Origin of the sequence: Streptomyces albus subsp. albus, from assembly GCF_000725885.1 — a bacterium.
GTDB lineage: Bacteria > Actinomycetota > Actinomycetes > Streptomycetales > Streptomycetaceae > Streptomyces > Streptomyces albus.
The window spans coordinates 34584-56669 of sequence record NZ_JODR01000032.1; the positions used below are offsets into that span (position 1 = coordinate 34584).

Genomic DNA, 22086 nt, shown 5'->3' on the forward strand with positions numbered 1-22086 from the left:
GGTGAGCCGGTCACTTCTGCCGGTCGCGCGTGGACGGCATGCCCTCTCGTGCGGCGGCCTTGCCGCGACGGCCGGCACGGGCGAGGCGGACATCCCACACCATGCGCATCGCCTCAAGGGCCGACCGTTCCTGCGGGGTCAGCTTCTGCGGCCAGCGGCGGTGCTTGAGAATGAAGGCGCCCAGACGGACGGGGCCGATCCAGGTTTCCTCCACGTGCGCCCGCGGCACCAGCAGGTTCCCCTCGCGGGCGAGGTACGCGGCCGCGGCGATCAGCCCGCGGCGGAACTCCTGCCGCTCAGGCGTGACGAACGGCCCCGGATACAGGCTGTCCACGTCGGGCGTGGCGCCGAGCTCGAGGAGCAACTGGGCCTGGGCGGGGTCCAGTTGTCTCCACCGGTTGCGCTGGCGGTTCAGCCACTGGCCCAGCGGCACACCGTCACCGGTGCGCCAGTCGCCGGGCAGGTCCACACTGCCGCCGGCCTCCACATGCGCTTTGGCGGCCGCGTAAGTGCGCCGCCAGGTCAGCGGGAAGGGCGGGTTCCACCAGGGGTCGATCCCGCGCAGGGCCTGCTCCTGCTCGCGTGTCAGGGTGCCGGCGCCGGCCCGGGCCCGGCAGCTGGCCAGCCAGGCGCCGACGCGGTAGCCGCCGGCGGTGGCGGTTGTCGGGGCGGCCAAGTGCCCGTGCTCGTCGGCGTAAGCCCGCGCGTGGGCGAGCATGCGCTCGAAAGTGTGCTCGGGCGGTGTCCACAGCATGCCCAGCCGCTTCAGCGCGCGTACCTGGGCGGGTGGGATGCGGCCCAGGAGGTAGCGCAGGCGCTGGTTGACGATCCACTCCCCCAGGGCGAAGCCCTCGTCGTCGACGAAGGTCTCCGGCACGTCCAGATGCCGGTGCTTGGTGGCGTAGCGGGTTGCGGCGCGCAGGGCCTCCTCCCAGGTGCCGGTTGCCGGCAGGGTGATCTGAAGGCCCAGGGCGGCGGCGAGTTCCGCGGCGCGCTCCGGCTGGCTGTAGTGCAGACGGCGGCCCAGCACCCGCCCGCCGGGGCGGCGCTCGGGCAGGGCGATCCGGTCCAGGTAGGAGTCGTCATGGGCGCGCAGGGCCTGCAGGATCGACCACAGGGCGCCGAAGGAGGAGTTCTTCAGCAGCTTGCCCGGCGACGTTTTGTCGGGCAGATAGACCGGGATGACCAAGGTGGCGATCTTGCCGCTGCCGGGTGGCTGGCGCAGGGCCCGGCCGATCGCCTGGATCGCGTCGATCACGCTGTAGCGGGGGTCGGCGAACACCACCGCGTCGACCGCGGGCATGTCGACGCCTTCGTTGAGCACCCGCACGTTGCACAGCACGGCCTTCTCGATCGCCTCGTCGCCGAAGGCGGCCAGCACACCCCGGCGGTAGCCGGGGTCCTGCTCGCCGTCGATGGCGTACGCCCACAGTTTCTCGATGCGCAGCGGCGCAGGCACGGCGGCTGCGGTGGCGGGCAGGGTGCCGGCGAAATGGTGCGCGGCATCGACCCGGTTGTGGAAGACCAGCACGCGCCGCAGGTCCTGCTCGGCCATCGCCCGCAGCACCGCCACCTGGATCGCGGCTGTGCGCAGCCCGTCGTGATGGGCGCTGGTGGCCGGGCGTCGCTCCGCCAGGATCGTCTGCAGATCGTCGTCGCCGACCACCGGCATGAGGACCTGGTAGTCGGCCAGGATCCCCTCCTCGATCGCCTTGGCCAGCCCGAGGGTGTAGACGGTGGGCCCGAAGACGTCCTCGCGGTCCATCGTGGCCGTCGGCGCCCGCTCCACGAACTCCGCCAACTCCCTGGGCGCCTGGCCGTTGAAGATCCTCGGCGTCGCCGTCATGTACAGGCGTACCTTGGCCGGCACCAGCTGGTCGTCATGGACCTTGCCCCAGCCCTCCCCCACCCCCATACACGTGCGGTGGGCCTCATCGGCGATGATCAGGTCCCACGACGGCAGCGCGAACAGCTCATGCGCCCGCACGACCACAGGGAGGGAGTCGTAGGTCGCGAAGACCGCCAGCGGACCGCCAGCGGTCAGCGCCATCGCCACACGCAGGGGGTCGTTCGTCATCACCGCCTGGGAGCGAGCCAGCCCACTGCGGGACTGCGGCAGCGAACACACCCCCAGCGCCCGCCCCTGGTAGCCGGCCTCCCGCCACCGGGAGATCGTCTGGGTGACCAGCGCGAGCGTGGGCATCAACACCAGCACCGCACCCGATGGGGCCACCTGCTCGGCGGCCCGGCAGGCGATCAGCGTCTTACCCGTGCCGCACGCAGCCACCACCGTCATCCGCCGCTCACCCCGCCGCACCGCCCGACGGATCGCGGCAAGGGCCCGGACCTGGTGCGGAAATAGCTCCATGGCCATCTGTTCGGTGTCCAACACGAGCGAGACGGACTTCCTCACGCAGCAGATCCCCAAGAGCAGACCGGCAGGCGATCTGCGCGGGTACTGTACAAATGCGGCATCGGCGCAGCACCGAAAACCAGCCAACTTGTCGACTCCAGAGGTGAGTTGAGCTGAACATAGCCCGCTGCGGGGCCGGTCCTGATCCGGTGCCGGCCGCCGTCTCAAGGGACACCAGGTGGACGCCGCAGCAGACGTGCACGACGGTCATGGCCGATCACGCGGAAGGATGCCCCAAGCCACCATGCCGAAGACCCCGCGCAAGAAGCGAACGCACACACGCACCAGCTGGGCGCCCGCCCAGCCGCTGCCACGACAGATCCGTTTCATCGCCGGCGAGTCCACCGGCTCCTTCGCCCGACGGCTGGCCGCAGAAAACGGCCTTCAACCCGAGGAATTCTGGCCCATGGTCGGCAACGGCGGGCAGATCTTCGACCCCCGCTACTCCGAGGTCTACCTCAACGCCGCCGCACTGAGCCGCCTTGCCCGCCTGGCCGGACACGACGCCGCCACCCTGCAGTGGCTCCTGCCCAACCTGCGCCCCCACCACCTGATGGACACCGGCCCGAGCCCCGAGTGGCGCTGGCCCTGGGACGCCGCCTCCGGCTACCTGGTACGCGCCTGCGAACTGTGCGCCCGCGCCAAAGGCACCGACGAAAACGCCTACCTCATCTCACCCACCACATGGCAGGTCTGCACCCGGCACCAGCGCTGGCTGGACAACCGCCGCGAGGAGCACACCGGCTCCATCCCCCTGCACCACCTGCCCGACATTATCCAAGCCCACCACCGACGCCTCACGCTGGAACGCCGCCTCGGCGAATCCGGACGCGCCCTGTTCGCCGACGCCTACGCCATCGCCGCCTATTGGTGGAATCTGCCCGTCCTCTCCCCGCCCGTGTGGCGCGAGCGCCAAAACCACCTCCGACCCGCCAAAACAGACGACGTCCGCTGCGCCCCGCTCGTCCTCTACCCCGAAGCCGTACACATGGCCGAAGCCATGGCCGCCCGCGAACGCCGACGCCTGCGCGGCACCCTCACTACCAACCAGGCACATTCATGGCTCCACCACGTCGCCGCCCTCCTCGACGACTGGCAGATGCCAGCCGACCTCGCGATCCAGCCCGCCCTCCAGTGGGCCGCACGCCACCAGAACCCGGACCCCGCACACCAGCCGAACCCCCGCCCCGCACGCGGCCGCTACCGCCGCCTCCCCCTCCCCCACCCGCACACCACCCAGACCACCGACACCCCACTGCCCGAACTGTCCTGCCTCCCCTGGCAGATCGGCGAACTCCTCAGCCCGAACCTGACCCCCGCACCCGGCGGATGGACCCTCACCGGCCGAGCCTGACGGCCCCCGGCCCCCGGCCAGCTCCCCAACGCCAAAGAATTATCCGTGCAGTTACGACATTCCAAGTGCACTTACAACATCGCAGGTCACTACGTCACAGACGCAGTACCTCATCATCGACAATCACCTATACCACCTGCTCAGTCCCATGGCGGGCGCTCTCACCCAGCCTCTCTGCCTACCCACAACACCCCAGCTCACAGAGCTCCCGATGTCGTAACTTCACAGATAACCGACATCCTCTTCCGGGGAGACCGGGCGGTATCTGCGGCCTGCCGCGTAACGTGCGTCCCAGGTGGCCGCTGTGAGAACCGGCACGGGTGCGCTCCTCTCTACCGTGGGGCGTTCTGGAGGCTCTTGAGTGCCGCTCTGCGCACTGTGGGCGGGAAGCCGAGCCGCTCGGCGGCCTCGGCGTAGCTGAGCGATGCTTGGCCGGCGAGCTGTGCGATGCGTTCACGACGCAGGTTGGCCAGGGCGCGTTGTGCTGTGGCCGGCGCGACTCCGAGGGCGTCGCAGACCTCGGAGACTGTGACGGCCGGCTTGGCGTCCAGTAGCGCGGCCACTTTGGCGTGCAGCTGGTTCCGGGGTACCGCGTTGCCCTTGCCCTTGGGTCGGCCGGTCGCGCTGCTCTTCCCGGGGCGCGTGTCCTGGAAGGCCCGTACGGTGCCGCGGGGCCAGTGTTCGACGCCGCACACGACCACCATGTGGGAGGCCAGGAGAGGGTCGGTTTTGTAGGCGTCCCAGCTACGGGTTTTCACTCCCAGTTCGGCGGCTGCTTCGTGGCGGTCGAGGAGGTCCTGTTCTCCTCCCGCCGGCGGCAGGTCAGGTACGGGGGTGCCGGCGAGGTAAGCCGCGGTCTGCTCGCCGTCCCAGAGGAGGACCCGGGCCTGGGGCGAACTGATGGGGGCGGGGAAGCCCTGGGCGGTGTAGGGCTTCTTGTTGCGGAACGTTCCCATGGACATGCCCATATCGCGCGCCAGGAGCTCCCTGGTCCGCACGAGGTGTTGACGCTCCGGATGGATCATTCCGTCACTCCTGACAGGCGCGGCTCAGTCCGAAGCCCGAGTGCCTCCGACGGGCTCTCCGCTGGACAAAATAAGATACCGCATCGGAGTCACGGGATCCACGGTTGGCGGGTACGTCTGGGCGGCGGCGGCGGTCCACGCGTTCATGGCGCCGAGCGCCAGAAGGATCGGAGCAGTTAACGCGTGCCGATCGAAGTGCGGCTTTCGGCAGGTGGGCCTCCTTGCTGGGATCCAGGGTTAAGACGGGAGACGGAGCCAGCGCGGCCCGCTGGCACCGCACCGCTGGAAGCGTCTCTGACCTGGTATTTTCCGGGGAGGTTGTACGTTGACATGGTCTCCGGGGGTGGTTCCAGTCCCTTGTGGCTCCTCCTCGTCCGCCGTGGGCGAATCTGCCCTCGGACCTGCGGCGAGGGGGCCCCGGCTGTCTCGGCCGGGGGGGGGGAGAGAGACTCGGCGCCTTCAGCGCGGAGCAACTGCACCGCGTCTCTCGATCAAGGTCTGGGCATCGCCGACGGGAGTACTGGCGCTCACGTTCGCAGCGGGTTAGCCATCGGAGGTCAACGCCGATGCGGTGACCTGCACTTGGGTGCCGGACTCGTCGTACGTGGCTGCGCCGAGCAAGCAGCGTGACGGTCACCTCGACGCTCGCAAGGGGCACCCCGCGCGAGGCGTCCGCGGCGGTCCGGGCCGTTGAGGTCAGAATGCTGGCCGGCATGAGCGAGGCCGAGCAGGCGAGCGCGTTGCGGATACTGCAGGGAATGATCTGTTCCCTGCGCGATGGCGCCGACGCCGGACAGTGACGCCCTTCGCCAACCGAGCGAAGCCAGCCAGCCTCGGTATCGATCCGAGCGGACCTCATCGGTAGGTCGGCTCGGTGCTGCTCGGGTTACACCTGGTTGGCGCGGCGCTCGTGCGCGTGGGCGCGCAGGAGGAGGGCGATCCAGCTGCGGTAGGGGCGCCAGGCGTCGGCGATGGCCGCCAGGCGGGTGGTACTGGCGGCCGCCTGGCTGTCGAGGCCGTAGGCGGCGGCCATGGCTTGATGGACGCCGGGCTCGTGGGCGGGAAAGACGTCAGGGTGTCCGGCGCCGCGGATGAGGATTAGCTCGGCGGAGAACGGTCCGATTCCCGGCAGTTCCTTGAGGTCGGTGAGGGCGAACTCGGCTGGCTGCGCCCGGAGCTGGGCGGCGTCGAGGCGCCCGTCGAGAGCGGCGTCGGCGAGGGTGCGCAGCCTCTCGATCTTGACGTCGGTCAGGCCGGGTACATCGCTGATGCGGCGCAGTCGGTCCGGGGCGGGGAACGCGTGGAGTCGTTGTCCTTCGACCTCGACGACCTCGCCGTACTGCTGGGCGATACAGGCTTTGATGCGAGCGGCCTGGGTCCTGCGAATGCGGTTCCCGATGATCGTCCAGGCGGCCGCCTCGTACGGCGAGTAGAACAACACCGGCCGCAGGCCCGGGAATTCGGCCTGAAGGCTGGCGATGACCGGATCGGCGTCGGCCAGAGCGGGGAAGCCGGTGGCATCGATGTCAAGGGAGAGGACGCGGGCGATCTGGGCCCGTGCCGCCTTGGCGGCCGGTGTGCCGTCGGCGGGCTGCGTGACTGTGCCGTCGACGTAGAGGCTGTACTCGGCGTGCACCGCAGCGGAACCGTCCGCCACACCCTTCTGGCGCAGGGCGCAGCCGATGACGGCCTGGCCGTCATCGGTCGGAAAGGCCAGCCGGAGCACCGTGTCGGGCGCCTGGTCGTAGGAGGCGGGAGTGAAGCCTTCCAGGAACCGGATAGAGGCGGCCAGCGAGAAGGGACCCTTGGGCGTGAAGGAAACGGCGGTCACCGTCAGCCCGTCTGATGCACGGTCAGGACGTAGCCCTCAGGCCCGACGAAGGAGAACATCGGGCCGAACGGGCTCGGCGAGATCGGCGTGAGGATCTCGACGCCATGCGCGGTGAGCTGGTCATGGAACGCCTGGGTATCAGGGGTGGCAAACCACAAGGCCACACCGAGGCCCGGTCGGCCGACGTCCAGGTCGGTGCCGGGCAACGGGTCACGCACAGCCAAGGCGACCGGCTTGGTGTCGAAGACGACCGCACCGGGGGGCGAGGCAGGGGCACGGCGCAGGCCAAGGTTCTTCTCGCAGAACTCGGCCGCCGCCTCCAGGTCGCGGACCTGGAGCGCGATGAAGTCGGGGCCATCAATGCTGACGGGCATGGTCTCCTCCTCGAGCCTCAACGTTAGGCCCCAACCTCGCAGGTGTCAAAATATGGACATGCAGGACACTCAGCACGCGAAACCACCCCACCCCGCGAAGGACGTGCTCGACCACGTGGGGTACCGCCTCAAGCGCGCCCATGCAGCCCTGCGCGGTGCCATGGACCAGGCGCTGCGTGAACACGACCTGACCGTGCCGCAGTACGCCTGCCTGGAAGTCCTCGCCGCCCGGCCGGGCATGTCCAACGCAGACCTCGCGCGCGCCACCTTCGTCACCCGCCAGTCGATGAACGTCGTCCTGCGCGGCCTGCAAGACCAGGGCCTACTCACCCGGCCCGCCACCGCCGAAACCGGCCGCGCCCGCCCCGCGACCCTCACCGACGAAGGCATGCGCCGACTCGATGAAGCCCAGAAAGCCGTCTACGCCATCGAGAGCCGCATGATCCACGCGATCCGTCACGCAATCGTGAACTGACGGGCTACCGGTGCCCAGTGCACGCCCCTGGGGCACGCCTCCAGCATCTTGTTCTTGTCGAACTTCCCGTCCTCGTCGGTCCATCCCAGATCGTCGAGGGAGACGTCCATAGCGATCGCCATGTAGTCGTCCTTCGTCACGTCCTTGCAGGCGTCAGGCTTGCCCTTCACGTCCGCCTTGAACTGCTCGAAGAGGGCCTGGCGGCAATCCTTGACGATGTCCTCGTACGACGGCTGCGCTTGGGGACACCCACAGGCGGGCACCGGAGCCGAGCATGATCGACGGATTCACCACCACGTGCAAGGTGTCCACCAGGTCCGCCTCCAGGAAGGCGCGGATGGTTGTGGCGCCGCCACCGACGCGGACGTCCTTGCCCTGGGCCGCCTCCTTCGCCCGCTCCAGGACCTTGGCGGCGTCGTCGTCGACGAAATGGAAGGTGGCGACCCCGGCCACAATGACGGCCAGGGCAGCGGATCCGATGTTAGTGGTGCGGCGTTGCATGGTCCCTCCAGAGGCTGTGGCGTAGAGGGGAATAGTGGTGCGCGCCACGTCGGCTCCGGTGCGGTGTGTCCGTGTCGTGACGTGAGGCGTACGAGACTCCGGCCCGGCCGCCCGGTCCGCGTGTCCGGCGTCTGACGTAGAGGGGGACCCGCCGCGACGGGGGCTGTGGTGACGGGGATTTGGCGCCGGTCGGTGAAGACGAATGCGGCGCCGCCCGGTCTTGTGAGGAGATGACATTCGGCGAGGATGAGGGGCGAGCCAGGCGAGGTGGGAGCGCTGGCCGCGGTTCTCGCCGGTGAAGTCGCCGAGGTCGAAGCCGTGATAGCGGCCGCCTTCGGTGAGGTACTTCGGGCGTGCTGTGCGGGTGCTGCGTTCGGTCATGGTGCGGCCGCCGGAGTTGCACGGCGGGTTCGCGCAGGACTGCATCGACGGGGGTGCTGAGGGCGGTGCGCCATCTGCACCAGGCTGTTCTCCTCATGCCCCAGCCCCATGGCCGGTGAGGGTAGCGGCCACAGGGCTGGCCGCGCGCGCCCGGAGGGGCAACGGGCTGCCCGGGCTGCCCGGGCTGGCTCGGCTCGCCCGTGCGAGGGCGTGGTCAGCGTGCCCGCGCCGGCTGCGGGGCAGTCAGGCTTCTTCGCGGTCCCAGAAGGTCCGCGCCAGCTCGGCGACCGAGGTGCGCAGCATGGCGACGCTCATGGTCTTCAAGCCGGGGTGGTCGGCCGACAGCCGCCGCAGCACTATGTTGACGACGTCGTCTGTCTCGAACGGGATGCCGGTCTGTGCCGCGAGATGGCCGACGTCCTGGACGGCCTGGCACGTGCGGACCATCAAGTCGGCGAGCAGGGCCTCGAAGACGTCGTCCATGCCCTACAGCTACCCGGAACCGTCGCAGCCAGGCGGACGCCGGTGTCAGCGCCGCGTCGGTCAGCGCGCTGGCCGACGCGGCGGCGGGATTTTCGGCAGCAGGTCCCACAGGGGCCAGGAGCCCGCGGCCCAGCGTGCGAGGAGGTCCCGGTCGACCAGGTGTATTCCGGTGTCCTTGCTGAATGGTCGGGCGTCCCGGGTGAACCGTCCGTTGGTCAGCATGACCACCACGTCCGCTTTGTGGATCGGCCGGGCTGTTCCGTTGAGCCGCTGGAGGTCGGGAGTGCCGATCGCTGATCCGGCCGCGCCGTTGCGGCGGTGCTTGCGAGTGGAGCGGCAGCACCCCTACCCGAGGTTCGAGCGTGTTGTGCACGCGGTGCGCACCTCGTGCTGCGGACACGTAGGTTCGCAGCGAACCCGAACTCGACGACATCGCCTTGCTCCGCTCACCGGACGAGCTGCCTGGCGGGTCCGCACGCGGACTGCCTGGAGCCGCTCGTCCGCCGCTTCCTTTCGGCCGCTGAGATCAGGCAACTCGCTCAGGCTCCGGAGGGGAAGTCGCGTTCCTTGGGGTCCGGCTCACGTCGTCAGTTCGAGGAAGTCGCGGACGCCGGCAGCGTTCTTGCGGCGGGCGAGTTGGGTGCGCAGGTCGCCATCCTGGCCCGGGCCGGGTACCGGATCGTGCACGGCGGCTACAACGGCGTGATGGAGGCGGCAGCCCGGGGAGCTGCCGCACACGGCGCCGAGATCACCGCCCTGACACTGGCCGGCCGACCCGAATGGGGCCCTCTCAACCCGTTTGTCACGCACGCCCGTTACGCCTCCACCATGGGCGAACGCCTGCACGCCTACCTCGACGAGGCCGATCTGGTCGTCGCGATCGGCGGCGGGGTCGGCACCCTGCACGAGATCACCGCCGCCCTCTACTACGCGACAGCGGTCCGCACCCTCCCCGTCCGGCTCCTGGGCCGCCGGGCCTGCGCCCTGGCCCAGACGCTGCGCCGTGACCAGTGGCTGGTCGAGACGCCGACCCGCCCGTTGGGGTTCTTGCGCGAGTTGCCGAGCGCCGCCGCGCTGGAGCGCGACCTGTCTGTCCTGGGACACCGTTCCCGCCGCGCTGCGGGAGGCGATCGAAGCGCATCTCGGCGCCCCGGTCCGCCACGCACACACCCCGCCGGGCGGCTTCGGCCACCAGCTCGCCAGCACCCTCACCCTCACCGACCGGCGCAGCACCTTCGTCAAAGCCGCACCCGAAGGCGACTCCCTCACCGCCGCGAACCTGCACGAAGCCGAAGCCCTCCGCTACCTGCCTCCGCACGCCCCCGCGCCCGCGCTGCTGGGCATCCTCCATGCCGGCGGCTGAACCGCCGTCCTGACCGAGCACCTGGACGGCTCCCACCCCGACCTATCCCCCGGCAAGGAGGCGGGCGAGGTGTGGGCACTGCTGGACAAACTCGCCTCCACTCCAGCCCCCGACAACTACCGGGCGGCGCTGCCGGCCACGGGCGACTCGGCCACCGCCCGCCTGCACGGCTGGACCACCCTCCCCTACGACACCCCGCTGCCCGCCGAGGCACGTCGCCTGCTGCCACGGCTGCGGGAGCTGGAGGAAGCCTGGCCCGCCCTCGCCCACCACGGCGACCGTGTCATCCACGGTGACCTGCGGGCCGACAACATGGTCACCGACCACCAGCGCGGCATCGTGTTCGTCGACTGGGCCCACGCCACCCACGGCCCCGCCGCCGTCGATGCCGTCTCCCTCGCAGCCCAGCTCACCCTCGCCGGACACCAGCCCCACGATGTCGCCCGCACACTGAGGGGCCACCACAGCCTCGCCACCGACCCACTCCCCGGCCTGGCCTTCCTCGCCGCCCTGACCGGACACTGGCAGCGTAACGCCACCCAACCCGCACCACCCGGCGCGCCGGGCCTACGCCCCTACCAGCAACACGCCGCCACTGCCGGACTCACACTCCTCGCCCACCTCCTCCAAGACGACGCGCCCGGCCTGGGTCGGCGAGGTCCAGATGGGGCAGATTCGGGTCAATGACAGGGCGGCCCCACAGGTTGATGCGGTGGGCCAGCACGGCGCGCGTCACCTCGGGGGCGGGACGGACGGGATGTCGATGACAGGTCCGGCGGAGGCCGGTGCGTCGGGGGCCGGGGTGAGCAGCCCGGCCTCGGCAAGCATGCGGGCTATGCCCGGGCAGGTGTCCTCGACACGGCGGTGCGGGCAGTATTCGGGGGTCATCGCAGCCTCTCGCCGGGATGGGCGGCGCCACATGCTAGCCGTGACGGAATGCCAACGGCGCTCGTGAGGGGGGCGTCCGGGGCGGAAGGGGTGGTCGTGAAGGCGTGCTACAGCGACATGACGGAGCGGGACCGGGAGGACTTCCTGGCGCGGCATCCCGACTGCGATATCTGTGGGCACATCGCTCGGTGCGTTGACCACTCTCACGAGAGTGATCTTGTGAGAGGAGCGCTGTGTGGGGGGTGCAACAGCAGGATCGGGTGTCTCGAAGCCGCTCTTCGCCTGCCCAAGCGGCGGTTCCAGAGCTTGGCGAACGACCTCCACCGGGCAGCAGCCCGGGGGGACGATGGGACCTTGTGCCGCATCCTCGGCCAGCGCGACGGAGCGGATCTCGCCTACCTCGGACTGACGCTCCGTGAATATGTTGACCGGCTCCATGCCATACAGGCGCAGCTGACCCAGCGCTTCGTCTACTGGGCTCCCATCGCTCTCGGCGGGGACCGAGAGCGGAGTTGGTCCAAGCAGGGGCCGTTCGGTGAAGCGAAGCAACGGCGTGTAGGACGTCGGCTGGTCAGCCGCACACAGGGGCCTGGACTGATCATCTCGCTCACCCAGGAGCCCGACGACGGGGTCGACTCCCCCACGCCACGCGGGCTGGTCACCAGCTTCCACACTTCTGTGGCCCTTGATCGCGTCCGCGAGCTCCGGGACGCCGCTGCCACAGACGAAGAATCGGCGCAGCGGATGCGTCAGGTGCAGGAGGCATACGAGGTGCGGAAGGAGGCATATCTGCGGCTGGTCGTGCCTATCGTGCTCAGCCGCACGCTGAGCACCGAGCAGGTACGAGCAGCGCGGGCTTGGGGGCCTGGGGTCGGCAAAGTGCCGTCGAGCCCTCAGGCGCTGCGGGCAGAAGTGAGCTGTGGATACCAGCCCCGGTGGGTGGATGTCGCTGTGCGGATCGCGTTGGAAGATCTGGGCGAGAATCTGCCCAATCCTGGCTGGAACAGCTTTACCCGAGCCCGCTGGCACTGGCAGGCGGTATGCGAGCACTGGCACTCCCACCACCGCGCTGAGAAGTGACGCCATCGGCTTCGACGTGTAGTGCGGCCCGCCGCTCTCCGCAGTTGCAGCCTCCCCGGGAGCTGCTGGGCTGTTCGGATGAGCGGCGATCTCAACTCGGACCGAGCACGATTGTTCGGCCAGGTGCTCGCCTTACCGTGCGGCCATGGATTCCACCCCGATGCCCGAGCCGCTGCGCCGTGCGGTCCATCAGTACGTGGCCGAAGCCGTCTTCAACTGCTTCGAGGTGCTGCGCTACACCGAGCCTGATGTCGCCCACGACTGGAAGCGGATGACGCTCTACCGGTCCACCGACGCGGCAGACGTCCTGACCATGGCGTCCATGCTGATCGCCGCGCACTGCGAGCGCACCGGCATGGCCCCGGACACGCTCCGGTACTACTTGCAAACCGACTATCAGAAGAGCCGGGCAGACGCCCGCGAAATGAACCGGGCCCGCGCCCAGGTGGCCGGCCTGCTGGGCGAACCCGCCCCCGAAGGCGACGACCGAGTGCTGGCGATGCGTTACGCCCAGGGGCAGCACCGTGCCGAGGACGCCCTGACGCCCGAGGACGACCCACAGAAGCTGCTCACCGCAGCATGCCTGTACGGGCTGTCCGCCAAGCTCTGCGACGATGTCGACGCCCTCAACAGCTACCTGTCCCCGCAGATGGCCGCAATGGCCCGCAAGGTCGCCGACGCCCTCGAGATCCCCCAGCCGGCCACTCTCTGACCGGCACCACCCTGAGCAGGTGTTCACACACACCGCCCGGCGGCCGGACCATGGACAGGCGAAGCCGGACCCGGCCGCCCCTTCACCCGCCCGCAGAGCAGGGCCGGCCTGCCTCCCGTGCGCGTGGACAGACTCTGCACAGCTTCGTGACCGGCGGGTTTGTCGGAGGCTGGTCGTAGGATGCGGTGCTATGGCCAACGTGATCGACCCCGACAGGCCTGAGCACGCGCACCTGATCAAGCTCCAGCGGATCTTCTTCGAACGCGACGCCGAGCTGGCCACCTACACCGGGGACGACGCAGAGCCGCTTCGCGAGGCCGCGCGGCAAGCCACGACTGAGAAGATCGCCGCACTCAAGGAAAGCGGCCTCATCGAAGAGCACGGACACTTCGTGGCCGGGCAAGATCTCAAGCAGGCGACACGAGCCGCTATGCGGGGCTGAGGCCGGGCCGCGCGCCTGCTCATCTGTTTTGAAGGCCCTGCTTGCGCGTCGTAGGGAGTGCTTGTGACCGGACCGGACCTGCCGCCGACGACCGAGCCGATGACGGCGGACGCACTGCTGAGCCGGTGGCCGACCGGGGCCCAGAAGGCGGAGCTCTTCCATGGTGTGCTCGTCTTCACCGGCGACTTCGACGCACGTGACCTGGACACCGCACAACGCACCTACCCCGGCCGCCGCCCCGTCCTCAACGCCGATGACGGCCTGGAAGTCCACCCCGCCGGCCCCGGCGTCCCCACACCCCTCGGTGGATGACCGACGCCCGGTGCCGTACGCAAGGTCCGCACTGGCCGTAGTTCCACCGGTGGCATCTTCTGCTCGAGAGCGCTCGGATCCCGCTGCGCTGCCGACGCCCTCGTGGGTTCTGTGGGAAGTCTGGTTCCCCGAGTTGCGACAGGCCGCTGCCGCGTAGTGGACGAGCGCGCTGTGCTCAGTTGTGCTTCAGCGCTGGCGCCTTCCTGCGGGCCGCTGCAGTCTTTCGGGCCTGGGCTCGCGCGGCGTGATGGTGGTCGAGTGCTTCGCGGGTGCCCTTGGGGATGACCACGGTCGTTTTGGTGGCGGGTGCGATATAGGTGCTGGCGCCGGCGCCGTAGTGGCCCCGCCGGATATCGCTGTCGGTCTTGTAGAGCAGGACGTCGACGATGCCGAGGGCCCGCAGGTTGGTCAGCACTCGTTGGACATAGGGGATGTCGTGCCAGTCCCGGGTGTAGACGCAGATGGGGCGGCGGGTGTCGTCACTCATTCTGCGGGTGTTGATGAGCGTGCCTGCCTTGCTGCGGTAGCCCAGAAGGCCGTCTTCGGTTGCGGCGCGGATGGTGGCCCAGGAGCGGTCCAGAAGGCTGAGTGGGGTGAACCAGAGCCACTTCCCACTCCAGGGGTGATCGTCTTCGGCCAGAGGGGTGTCCGGGGCGTCCGCCCACAGCCAGGGCTCGGCGGACTCGCGTGAGGGGACGATGCTGGTGGCGGCTTCATACTGAGCCGATAGGGCGGTTTTGGTGTCCATGATCGGCACCGTACGCGACATTCATCACTTCTTTCGTTTATCCACCCGTCATGGGTCTTGTGGAACGGAACACCCGCCGGTGGCGCCGCGACTTGGCGGTGACCGCGTGCTGCGCAGCCGCCGTGGCGGAGGCGGACCGCACAGGTGATCCGGGCCAGCGAGCAGCCCGGCTCGTCGACTGCTTGGGAGTTCTCCGCTCGGCACACGGCGCCGGGTCAGCGGCTGCCCTGGATATGCGCACACTGCGGCGCGGCTTGCGTCAGGGGCTCGCGCCTCTCCTGCCCATCGATGGGGAAGGCGATGACCCTCTGGGCGAGGTGAGGTTGGTGGACTCGGACGGCCTGCTGTGCGATGCCGTGGAGGACCTGGGCCGTGAGCACCTCGTACCGCAGCAGGCGTTGATGGAGTACTGGCCCTGGGCGCGCTTGCGCGCCGAGCAGGAGGAGCAGCAGCTGTACGCGGAGATCCGGCGCCTTCCGCCGGAGGACTACGCGAAGGTGCGTGAGCTGCTGGCGAGTCATCCGGTGGCGGAGCGGGGTGTGCTGTGGGAGAAGTGGGGCGGCTTGTGGGGCCGGTTCGGGTTCTTCGAGCCGGTCTCGTCCTGGCCGTGGTGCAATGCGGCGGGCTGGTGCTTCCCGTGCCCTGTGTGCGCCTGGCCGATGCGCGCGCAGCCTGCCGGGGGCGGGGTCTTCGCCGTCTCGTGCGACGTCCACTTGCTGGAAGGGGCGCAGTACACCTGCCGTCAGGATCGGGGCGGCAGCGGGCCTCCGGTCCTGGAGGGCGGAGGCTGCTCAACGGGTCGGGTGAAAGGTTTTCCGGCTGCCGGCGACTATTTGGCGGTCTCCCGGACGGTGTGGCGGTATCTGACGCTGCCGGGACGCATGGAGTTCGCGATCCGGGACGCGCTGGCAGACATCGCCGGCCTTGAGGTCTTCATGTACCCGGAGGGTGACCGCTACGACCTGCGCATCACGGCTGCCGCGCCGCTGGTGGCCAGGGAGTGGCGGGTGGATGCGAAGGCGTGGCGGTCCTTCGACGCGCTGGCCGATGCGCTGCTTGAGCGTCCCGTGCTGGGCGGAGCGGTTCCGCTGATCATCGTGGTCCCCCACCGGCGCCGGTCCGACCTTCCGCGGCTGCGGGTGCGCCTTGCCGGGCGGCCGGACCTCGAGGTGATGACCGACAAGGACCTCGTCGCCATGGTGCTTCGCTGGTGCCGGGCACAGCCGTGAGGGCCGGTGATGTCCGCGAGGCGTTGCAGCGCTGCGCCATCGCAGCGTGTCTCGCCCTGTCCGAGCAGTACTTCGCCTTCGGCACCGTCGAGGGACGGCGCGGCGTGCCGCTGGACTTCGCCCAGATGTTCGCCTCCCGGCGCACCGACGTGTGGGAGAAGTGGACATCGCTGCCGCGTGCCGAATATGAGCTGGTGGGCCGGTTGTGGCAGACGCTCAAGCAGGAGGGTGACCTGGCGCAGCCAGAGTCGTTCCGCGAGGCGGCCCTGGAGTACGCCGTGTCGCCCGCAGCGCTGTTCAGGATCCCGGATGCCTCGGACGCGGATGAGGCCCGCTGGCTGGTGGCCTGCCATGCGCAAGAGCCCCTCACCTTGGCCGAGCACCTTGTTCAGGAGGCCGAGGGCTACCGGGCCAGTCTGGAGGGGCAGCTGCCGACGGCGGGCGAGGGTCTGTGGTCCTTCGGCCGCGATCGGCTGTACACGGTGGAGATCCCTGCCAGCGAGAAGAACGCCTTCGTAGCCCCGGTCCGGCTGCGCACAGAGCCGTTCCTGGAGGAGGCGCGTCTGACGCGGGAAGCAGTGATGGAACGCGTGGTGGGTCAGGCGGCGGCCTGGCCGGAGACGTTTGGGTGGAAACCTGGTCTGCTTCAGGGGTTCTTCGACCGGCTCACCGATGCCTGCGGCCGCACAGCGGCGGAGCTGAGGTTGCCGGCCGGGGCCATGACGCTGCTGAATGCGCCCACCGGTGTGGGCAAGAGCGTGCTGATGCGGGATGCGGCACACCTGCTGGCGGCGAGCGGCCAGGGCCCGGTTCTGATCGTGGTGGGCCGCATCCGCGAGGGGCTGAATACGGCCGAACAGCTGGCTGCGGACAACGAACTGGTCGAGGAGACGGCCTGCACTGTGCGGGACGCTGCCGAGCGGGCCGGAAAGCCGCTTCGAGTGGTGCCGTGGGTGGCGTCCTCCAGCATCGACGACCAGGCGCAGCTCGCGCTCGCCCAGGGGCGTGAGGACCGGTTCGAGCGGTTCGCCGGCGGATGTGAGATGACCGGCTGGCAGGTGGATGGCCCACGGCTGGATCGCACGACGCTGCCCTGCACCCGGCTGGAGTGGGTCGATGGCCCCGTCGAGCCGGAGGGCGGAGGCAAGCACCTGTGTCCGCGTATGGGCATCTGCCGGCGCTTTGAGCACATCCGGCAGGCCGCCGACGCCGACATCATCGTCACCAACCACCTCAACCTGATCCGCGGCCGCTGCAAGGTGCCCGTCGAGGTGGACGGTGACCGGGTCGTCAGCAACATGAGCGTGCTGGAATTCGTGCTGCGCCGCTGCCGCGTCGTGATCATCGATGAGGTCGACGCCTTCCAGTCCACCTGGTGCACCGACGGCGCGCAGGAGTTCACCCTCATCAGCCGAGGCCGGGGACATGCGGGACGGCTGGAAGAGGTCGACCGGCACCGAGGCGGCCTGTCGGCGCTGGAGAACCTGCTGGTGACCGGCCCGCTGATGGAAGCGCGCCGACTGAGCGAAACCTTCCTGGACAACATTCTGACCGGACATCTGTATCTGGAGTCCGAACAAGAACGCCAGAACCGCCCCGGGTCCGGCTGGTACATGGTGGGCAAGAAGGACGCCGAACTGTGCCGCGCCCTGACCGGCGCCAGAGCGGATGCAGAGGTCACCGAAGACGTCCACCAGGCATACCTGGCCCTCTTCCCCGGCGAGCGGACCAGCGCCGAGCTGCCGGAGGGCTGGCAGCCGCTCGCCGACCAGATCGGCCAGGCCCTGGCCGGCAAGATTCCAGGGACCCATCGCAGCAGAAAACTGGCGGTCTTCAAGGACTCCATCGCGCGCCTCCTGGCCGAGGCTCCCTTCAACGTACCCGCCTCCCAACGGGCCGCACTGGTCAACGACCTGCTCGTGCGGGCCTGGCTCGGAGCGCTCCACAACGAGCTCCACACCCTGAAGTGGTCGGTCCTCCCCCTGCTCGGGCAGCTGAACGCGGCCACCGACCTGGTTTCCACGATGGGGCTGATAACTCGCGATGAGCCCATTCCTTACGGACCGCTCGGGCAGAACCTGTACGGATTCAAACTCGACAAGAACGCCAGCGGCACCGGACGCCTGTCACTGCAGTCCCTGAGCGGTGACCCGCACACCTCCACCGTCTGCCTCGGCGACACCGTCGCACTGGCGACCGCCGGGGTACGGCGCAGCGTGCTCGGCCTTTCCGCCACCGCGTTCTTCCCGCGGGCCGCTCTCCAGCACGTGCACACCCTCCCCGCCTACGTGATGACGGATGCCACTGACGGGGCGGTCACCGCCCATGCCGGGAGTGTGTCGGCCACCGATGCCGGCTGGCAGCCCATCTCGATCGGCGGCGTGGAGGAGAGGCGTAAACCCTCCGAGCTGCGCACGCTCGCCGAGCGGCTCTGGCACACCCGCCTGTCGTCACACCTGGAAAAGGCTGCCTGCAACGACCGGCGCCGGGAGCTGGCGCTGCTGGCCGGGAACTCCTACTTCCACGCAGAGGTCATGGCCACCGGGATCGCTGCCGCGTGCGGGCGTCCCGAATGGGTCGCGGTCCTCGTCAGCAACCGTGGCTCTTCCACGCGGGCCGTGGCTCTGCCTGAGGGCGTGGTGCGGGTGACCATCGACCAACTCGAAGACCTCCCCGCCACCCACCCGAGGGTGAAGGTGGTCTGCGCACCGATCTCGGTGGTCTCCCGTGGTCTGAACATCCTCATTCCCCACACCGACCTCTCGGCGCTCGCCTCGGTATGGGTGGGCGTCAGGCCCATCACACACCTGCACGAGCCCGCGGTCATGTACGCGAGTATCAACGCCTGCGGCATCGCCGCGGGCACGCTCAGCCCAGACCCCGCCGCCATGCTCGCCTCCCAGCGCATCGCCGCCGTCCGCCACCGGGAGCTGCTGCTGCGCACCGACCCGCGGTTCTCCCTCATGCCGAAATTCCTCAAGACCGAGATCCTGGCCGGCATCCTCGTCGAACTCATCCAACTTGCCGGGCGCGCGCGCCGCGGCGGCACCCCCGTCGAGCTCTACCTGGTCGACCACGCCTTCTTCAACCAGCAGTTGGGCTGCGACTTCCCCCGCCTGCTGCGCACCTACTACGGACAACTCGATTCCAGAGAGCAGGACCTCCTGCGCCGCGTCTACGGCTCCACGCTCACCGCCTGGCTCGACCTCGCCCACAGCGAGAACCTGCTGCCCAGCCCCATCACCCTCATCCCCGCCCCGAACGGGGACGACCAAGGACCTGAGTGATGCCCCAGAACACCACCCGCATGTCGCTGCTGGCCAGTCCTCTCACCTCTGATCTGATGGGCACAGCGTGGCTGTACCGCTTCCCGGACAAGATCGAACACGAGTGGAACAAGCTGCGTGCCATCTACCGGGGCAAAACCGGGTCGAAGGCCAATCTGCCCTATGCCGCACTGCTGACGGTGCTCCGCGCCAGCGGCTCCACCAGCGCCTCCCTCTCCCCGACCAGCAAGAAGAACCCACCCCAGTTCCTCGCCCTCTCCACAAAACTGCCGGCAGTGCACCTGCGCGCCGTGGTGGCCTTGTGGGAGCAGGCCCTGCTCCAGACTCCGCCGGACGAAATCTCCCTCGCCTACAGCAGCAGCCTGGCCGATCTGTTCGCCTCCGTGGAGCCCGAACAGGTGGCCATCTGGGACCACGTCAGCATCGGACAGCGCGCCGTGGACGCAGACGGCTGGGTGTGGGACGCGGCCAGCTGGAACCTCGCCTCCCTGGTCACCAAGACCGACCTGAAGGTTGACGGCCGCACCATTCCACTGCGTCCGGACACCGGAAACAACGTCATGGTCTGGGACACCGAGCACCTGTGGTCGAACAACTGGCTCGACGCCCGCCCCGCCAAGGAGAAGACCAACGACAGCGCCAAGAACACGGCCGAAGAGATCTTGCAGCCGGAGGGGTGGAAGATCAGGCGGCACTATGCCGCCCTCCGGGTGGAGGTAGCGATGAAATCGCTGCACTCGCTGCCAAAACCTCTGGTGGTCCTGACACCCCGCGTCTCCCGGCTGAGCAACACAATCAACGGCGCCCGCACCGCCTGGTGGGCGCCGCGCTCCCCCAGCCGCCCCCTGCTCTGCCTGCGCCTGGGCGGCAAGGGCCAGTACACGCACCTGGAGCACACCAGCCGTCTGGCTCTGGACGCCTGGGTGCGGCTGATGGACGAGCCCGTCTTCCCCCGCAACCCCCAGGACACCGAATTCCTGCCCGCAGGCGCCATGGATCTGTCCGGCGAGCCCGGCCACTTCCGCGCGCTCATCCCCTTCTCGACATCGTTCCCCATCGGCAAAGGCGTCGGCCTGCACACCGTCACCGCCCTGGCCGACCACCTGGCCACCGTCACCGGCCAGAACCTCATCCACGGCACGCGTGTCCCCACGGTCCTCTCTGTGGCCGCCCGGAAGACCGAGTACGGCCGTGATACCACGCTGCTCGACGCCACCGACCTCAAAGACATCATGGCCGCCGCAGGCTGCTCGAAGCTGCGCGTCCTGGCCCTGTACGAGCACCAGGAAATGCGCACCCGCATGCAGCGTCTGCTGGCCTACCACTTCAACCGGCCCGACCTCGCCGACGGCATGCCCGACGACAAAATCGTTCACCTGGGCTGCCACACCGAGGTGCTGCTGCACCGGGCCCCAGAACTGCTGGCCCACGGCCGCCACCATGACCGGCGCGGCGCACTCACCGACGCACTGCCCGGCCTCGCAGCAGAAAACACCGGGATCCTGGCCCTGGTCGAGACCGAATACGACGCAAAAGAGTGGGGCCGCCAGCGCCGAGCGGCCCGCCGAGGGGAGGAAGGCGCCCTCGACCCCTACGAACTGGACGCCAAGCCGGAGGTATCCCGGCATCTTGCACGCCACGGCGTCATCGCTCAGTTCCTCACCCCCGAAACCAAGAAACGGCGCTCGAAGAAAAAAGCCCGCGAGGCCACCTCCCCGCTGGAGACCCTCGGCAGGGAACTTGACGCGGACTATCCCGGACACCACGCCATCGGAGACATGCTGCGCTCCGCCGGCCTGGTCCATCCACGCCTGACCCGCACCATCTCCGCCAAAGGCGGCCTCCAGGACCGTGTCGCCCACCTCGGCCTGCACATGCGCGCCCAGCTCGGCGACAAGCACCGCACCCGCACCGAGGAACCCAAGCTCATGTGGATCCTCACCGCGTTCGTACCCGTTGGCGAACACTGGAACGCCCTCGCATACCTGCCCGCCAGCCGAGACGGTAGCGGCGGCTGGTGCAACTACGCCCGCGCCCAGGCACTGTCGCGCAGCCGCCCCATCCCCGAAGGCAGCCGCGGCGACGAAACTCTTCCCCGACGCATCGACCAGGCCCTGTACGAGCTGAGCCGACACCTTGAGAACGGCTACGTCCTCTACGTCTCCGGTGACTCCACCCGGCCCGTCTGGCCACTGCTGGCCAACAAGAACGCCGACCTGCACCCCGACGACGACGGCTGCGCCAACGGCAGGCCTGCCCTGCCCGGCGCCACACTCGCACCCGAACACCGGCCACGCGCGATCATCCGCACCACCTCCAGCGCCGGCCCGAGCATCCCCCTGCCCGCGGTCTTCCACGAGATCGACGAAGACGGAAACGTCAGCGACGGCGACAAGACCAGCAACGCTCTCTTCCAACTCAACGACACCGCCACCACATTCATCATGAGCCGCCGCCCCCAACAGATGGACGGCAAAACCCCCTCTGCCAAGTCCGGGCGCACGCAGAGCCGTTGGGCATGCGACGACAAAGAGCAGCAGGCCGAGACCTGGTACAACCTCACCGCCACCGAGATCGCCGTCATCCAGCACCCCCACGGGGAAGAACCACTCCCCTACGCCCTGACCGCAGCCCGGCTGTGCAACCACGCCCTGGCCTGGGAACACCGCACCCGCCACCCCCTGCCCGTCCACGCCGGCATCCAGATGGACAAAAACCACCCCGCATACCGCCGCACCATCGACTGGGACACCGACGACGACGCCACTGACTGACTCATCGGAAGACGCCAGGCACCCTCAGACTCGACTGCCCAGTGGCCGGGCCATCGGCAGTCCTCCAGTAACAACCGGGCCGCCTGCGCCCCAGGGCTTCCGCTGCCACCACATGACAGCCCTGGGGCGCCGCGGTCCCTCTCGCACGCCATCCGATCGGGTGATGCAATCCGCCGGCCGCACGCCACGCACTGCGCCTGATAGGCGGCACGTGTTCTCCCTCCTCGCCCGCTACCGCACCGGCGCCCCGGACAGGCCGAAATCACCCCCGTCCGACATCAGCGCGCGCACCCCCGACGGTGAGAAGACGCCCATGCGCTGCTGGCTCCAGGAGCACTCATGCCAAAGCTCTCAGCCAGGAAGGCTTCACCGCCGCCGAGACCGAGGTAGTGCAAGAGGATGCCGAAGCCGCGC

The 22086-nt window shown here is 69.2% G+C and carries 21 protein-coding genes and 3 pseudogenes; 14 read left to right on the top strand and 10 right to left on the bottom strand.

The features are described from left to right. Positions 1 to 10 precede the first annotated feature (10 nt). A complete protein-coding gene (locus IO40_RS0129115; protein WP_158706070.1) occupies positions 11 to 2413 on the bottom strand; it encodes a DEAD/DEAH box helicase in 2403 nt (800 codons plus the stop codon). A gap of 244 nt (positions 2414 to 2657) precedes the next feature. On the opposite strand from IO40_RS0129115, the gene IO40_RS37805 reads away from it, so the two are divergent. Further along, positions 2658 to 3767 carry a TniQ family protein gene (locus IO40_RS37805; protein ID WP_051719338.1) on the top strand — a complete coding sequence of 370 codons (1110 nt, stop codon included), beginning with the start codon at positions 2658 to 2660 and terminating at the stop codon, positions 3765 to 3767. Positions 3768 to 4099: 332 nt separating this feature from the next. Here the strand turns inward: IO40_RS37805 and IO40_RS0129125 are convergent, their stop codons facing one another. Continuing rightward, positions 4100 to 4792, bottom strand: a complete 693-nt coding sequence (locus IO40_RS0129125) for a MarR family transcriptional regulator (protein ID WP_051698819.1) — start codon at positions 4790 to 4792, stop codon at positions 4100 to 4102. Between the two features lie 626 nt (positions 4793 to 5418). Here IO40_RS0129125 and IO40_RS36405 point away from each other — a divergent pair. Continuing rightward, positions 5419 to 5592, top strand: a complete 174-nt coding sequence (locus IO40_RS36405; protein ID WP_374117455.1) for a hypothetical protein — start codon at positions 5419 to 5421, stop codon at positions 5590 to 5592. 86 nt (positions 5593 to 5678) lie between these two features. On the opposite strand, the gene IO40_RS0129135 is transcribed toward IO40_RS36405, so the two are convergent. Both IO40_RS0129135 and IO40_RS0129140 read right to left on the bottom strand, forming a co-directional pair. Continuing rightward, positions 5679 to 6623 carry a DNA-3-methyladenine glycosylase family protein gene (locus IO40_RS0129135; RefSeq protein WP_031176440.1) on the bottom strand — a complete coding sequence of 315 codons (945 nt, stop codon included), beginning with the start codon at positions 6621 to 6623 and terminating at the stop codon, positions 5679 to 5681. A gap of 2 nt (positions 6624 to 6625) precedes the next feature. Beyond that, positions 6626 to 6997, bottom strand: coding sequence for a VOC family protein (locus tag IO40_RS0129140; RefSeq protein WP_030409505.1), 372 nt, complete (start codon positions 6995 to 6997; stop codon positions 6626 to 6628). A 58-nt stretch (positions 6998 to 7055) separates the two neighbouring features. Between IO40_RS0129140 and IO40_RS0129145 the strand changes: the two genes are divergently transcribed. Further along, positions 7056 to 7472 (top strand): MarR family winged helix-turn-helix transcriptional regulator, encoded by a 417-nt coding sequence (locus tag IO40_RS0129145; RefSeq protein WP_041968714.1) that lies wholly within the window; start codon positions 7056 to 7058, stop codon positions 7470 to 7472. Here the strand turns inward: IO40_RS0129145 and IO40_RS37810 are convergent. The 4 genes and pseudogenes from IO40_RS37810 to IO40_RS0129165 form a co-directional block, all read right to left on the bottom strand. Beyond that, the gene (locus tag IO40_RS37810; protein ID WP_135567047.1) at positions 7454 to 7642 is read right to left on the bottom strand and encodes a hypothetical protein; all 189 of its coding nucleotides are present in this window, start codon (positions 7640 to 7642) and stop codon (positions 7454 to 7456) included. The two genes, IO40_RS0129145 and IO40_RS37810, sit on opposite strands and share 19 nt — an antisense overlap. Beyond that, a pseudogene (locus tag IO40_RS36410) lies at positions 7626 to 7910 on the bottom strand (dihydrofolate reductase family protein); the annotation flags it as partial. The pseudogene IO40_RS36410 and the gene IO40_RS37810, both read right to left, overlap by 17 nt. A gap of 687 nt (positions 7911 to 8597) precedes the next feature. After that, on the bottom strand, positions 8598 to 8837 hold the full coding sequence (locus tag IO40_RS0129160; RefSeq protein ID WP_031176442.1) for a hypothetical protein: 240 nt from the start codon (positions 8835 to 8837) through the stop codon (positions 8598 to 8600). A gap of 60 nt (positions 8838 to 8897) precedes the next feature. Continuing rightward, positions 8898 to 9128: a restriction endonuclease gene (locus IO40_RS0129165; RefSeq protein WP_078659832.1), complete on the bottom strand. Its 231-nt coding sequence runs from the start codon at positions 9126 to 9128 to the stop codon at positions 8898 to 8900. A 390-nt stretch (positions 9129 to 9518) separates the two neighbouring features. Here IO40_RS0129165 and IO40_RS39160 point away from each other — a divergent pair. The 3 genes and pseudogenes from IO40_RS39160 to IO40_RS39170 all read left to right on the top strand — a co-directional run. Continuing rightward, a pseudogene (locus IO40_RS39160) lies at positions 9519 to 9794 on the top strand (SLOG cluster 4 domain-containing protein); the annotation flags it as partial. A 46-nt stretch (positions 9795 to 9840) separates the two neighbouring features. Next, the gene (locus IO40_RS39165) at positions 9841 to 10200 is read left to right on the top strand and encodes a hypothetical protein (RefSeq protein ID WP_051698768.1); all 360 of its coding nucleotides are present in this window, start codon (positions 9841 to 9843) and stop codon (positions 10198 to 10200) included. Positions 10201 to 10221: 21 nt separating this feature from the next. Beyond that, on the top strand, positions 10222 to 10887 hold the full coding sequence (locus IO40_RS39170; protein WP_262070657.1) for a phosphotransferase: 666 nt from the start codon (positions 10222 to 10224) through the stop codon (positions 10885 to 10887). Positions 10888 to 10932: 45 nt separating this feature from the next. On the opposite strand, the gene IO40_RS37815 is transcribed toward IO40_RS39170, so the two are convergent. Beyond that, positions 10933 to 11088, bottom strand: coding sequence for a hypothetical protein (locus IO40_RS37815; protein WP_157846459.1), 156 nt, complete (start codon positions 11086 to 11088; stop codon positions 10933 to 10935). 117 nt (positions 11089 to 11205) lie between these two features. On the opposite strand from IO40_RS37815, the pseudogene IO40_RS39965 reads away from it, so the two are divergent. From IO40_RS39965 to IO40_RS0129200, 5 genes and pseudogenes are all read left to right on the top strand, one after another. Further along, positions 11206 to 11346 (top strand): annotated as a pseudogene (locus IO40_RS39965) (endonuclease domain-containing protein); the annotation flags it as partial. A gap of 96 nt (positions 11347 to 11442) precedes the next feature. Next, positions 11443 to 12168 (top strand): hypothetical protein, encoded by a 726-nt coding sequence (locus tag IO40_RS0129185; RefSeq protein ID WP_234336615.1) that lies wholly within the window; start codon positions 11443 to 11445, stop codon positions 12166 to 12168. Positions 12169 to 12313: 145 nt separating this feature from the next. Beyond that, complete coding sequence (locus tag IO40_RS0129190) at positions 12314 to 12880, top strand: hypothetical protein (RefSeq protein WP_234315712.1); 567 nt, start codon at positions 12314 to 12316, stop codon at positions 12878 to 12880. A gap of 190 nt (positions 12881 to 13070) precedes the next feature. Next, positions 13071 to 13322 (top strand): hypothetical protein, encoded by a 252-nt coding sequence (locus IO40_RS0129195; protein WP_030409496.1) that lies wholly within the window; start codon positions 13071 to 13073, stop codon positions 13320 to 13322. A 63-nt stretch (positions 13323 to 13385) separates the two neighbouring features. Further along, positions 13386 to 13634, top strand: coding sequence for a hypothetical protein (locus IO40_RS0129200; RefSeq protein WP_041968705.1), 249 nt, complete (start codon positions 13386 to 13388; stop codon positions 13632 to 13634). A gap of 175 nt (positions 13635 to 13809) precedes the next feature. Here the strand turns inward: IO40_RS0129200 and IO40_RS35095 are convergent, their stop codons facing one another. After that, a complete protein-coding gene (locus tag IO40_RS35095; RefSeq protein ID WP_157846460.1) occupies positions 13810 to 14382 on the bottom strand; it encodes a putative phosphothreonine lyase domain-containing protein in 573 nt (190 codons plus the stop codon). Between the two features lie 326 nt (positions 14383 to 14708). On the opposite strand from IO40_RS35095, the gene IO40_RS0129210 reads away from it, so the two are divergent. The 3 genes from IO40_RS0129210 to IO40_RS0129220 are packed head-to-tail and all read left to right on the top strand — an operon-like array spanning position 14709 to position 21672. Next, positions 14709 to 15611: a restriction endonuclease-related protein gene (locus IO40_RS0129210; protein WP_135567045.1), complete on the top strand. Its 903-nt coding sequence runs from the start codon at positions 14709 to 14711 to the stop codon at positions 15609 to 15611. Beyond that, on the top strand, positions 15593 to 18898 hold the full coding sequence (locus tag IO40_RS0129215) for an ATP-dependent DNA helicase (protein WP_051698765.1): 3306 nt from the start codon (positions 15593 to 15595) through the stop codon (positions 18896 to 18898). Before IO40_RS0129210 ends, IO40_RS0129215 begins: the two co-directional genes overlap by 19 nt. After that, entirely contained in the window at positions 18898 to 21672 is a 2775-nt protein-coding gene (locus IO40_RS0129220) for an RNaseH domain-containing protein (RefSeq protein WP_031176446.1), read from the top strand. Before IO40_RS0129215 ends, IO40_RS0129220 begins: the two co-directional genes overlap by 1 nt. Positions 21673 to 22086: the final 414 nt, after the last annotated feature.

Coding starts and splice junctions, on each gene's coding strand:
- IO40_RS37805 (WP_051719338.1), top strand. CDS start 2,658: ATGCCGAAGACCCCGCGCAAGAAGCGAACGCACACACGCACCAGCTGG.
- IO40_RS0129125 (WP_051698819.1), bottom strand. CDS start 4,792: ATGATCCATCCGGAGCGTCAACACCTCGTGCGGACCAGGGAGCTCCTG.
- IO40_RS0129140 (WP_030409505.1), bottom strand. CDS start 6,997: ATGCCCGTCAGCATTGATGGCCCCGACTTCATCGCGCTCCAGGTCCGC.
- IO40_RS0129145 (WP_041968714.1), top strand. CDS start 7,056: ATGCAGGACACTCAGCACGCGAAACCACCCCACCCCGCGAAGGACGTG.
- IO40_RS0129160 (WP_031176442.1), bottom strand. CDS start 8,837: ATGGACGACGTCTTCGAGGCCCTGCTCGCCGACTTGATGGTCCGCACG.
- IO40_RS37815 (WP_157846459.1), bottom strand. CDS start 11,088: ATGACCCCCGAATACTGCCCGCACCGCCGTGTCGAGGACACCTGCCCG.
- IO40_RS0129190 (WP_234315712.1), top strand. CDS start 12,314: ATGGATTCCACCCCGATGCCCGAGCCGCTGCGCCGTGCGGTCCATCAG.
- IO40_RS0129195 (WP_030409496.1), top strand. CDS start 13,071: ATGGCCAACGTGATCGACCCCGACAGGCCTGAGCACGCGCACCTGATC.
- IO40_RS35095 (WP_157846460.1), bottom strand. CDS start 14,382: ATGGACACCAAAACCGCCCTATCGGCTCAGTATGAAGCCGCCACCAGC.
- IO40_RS0129220 (WP_031176446.1), top strand. CDS start 18,898: ATGCCCCAGAACACCACCCGCATGTCGCTGCTGGCCAGTCCTCTCACC.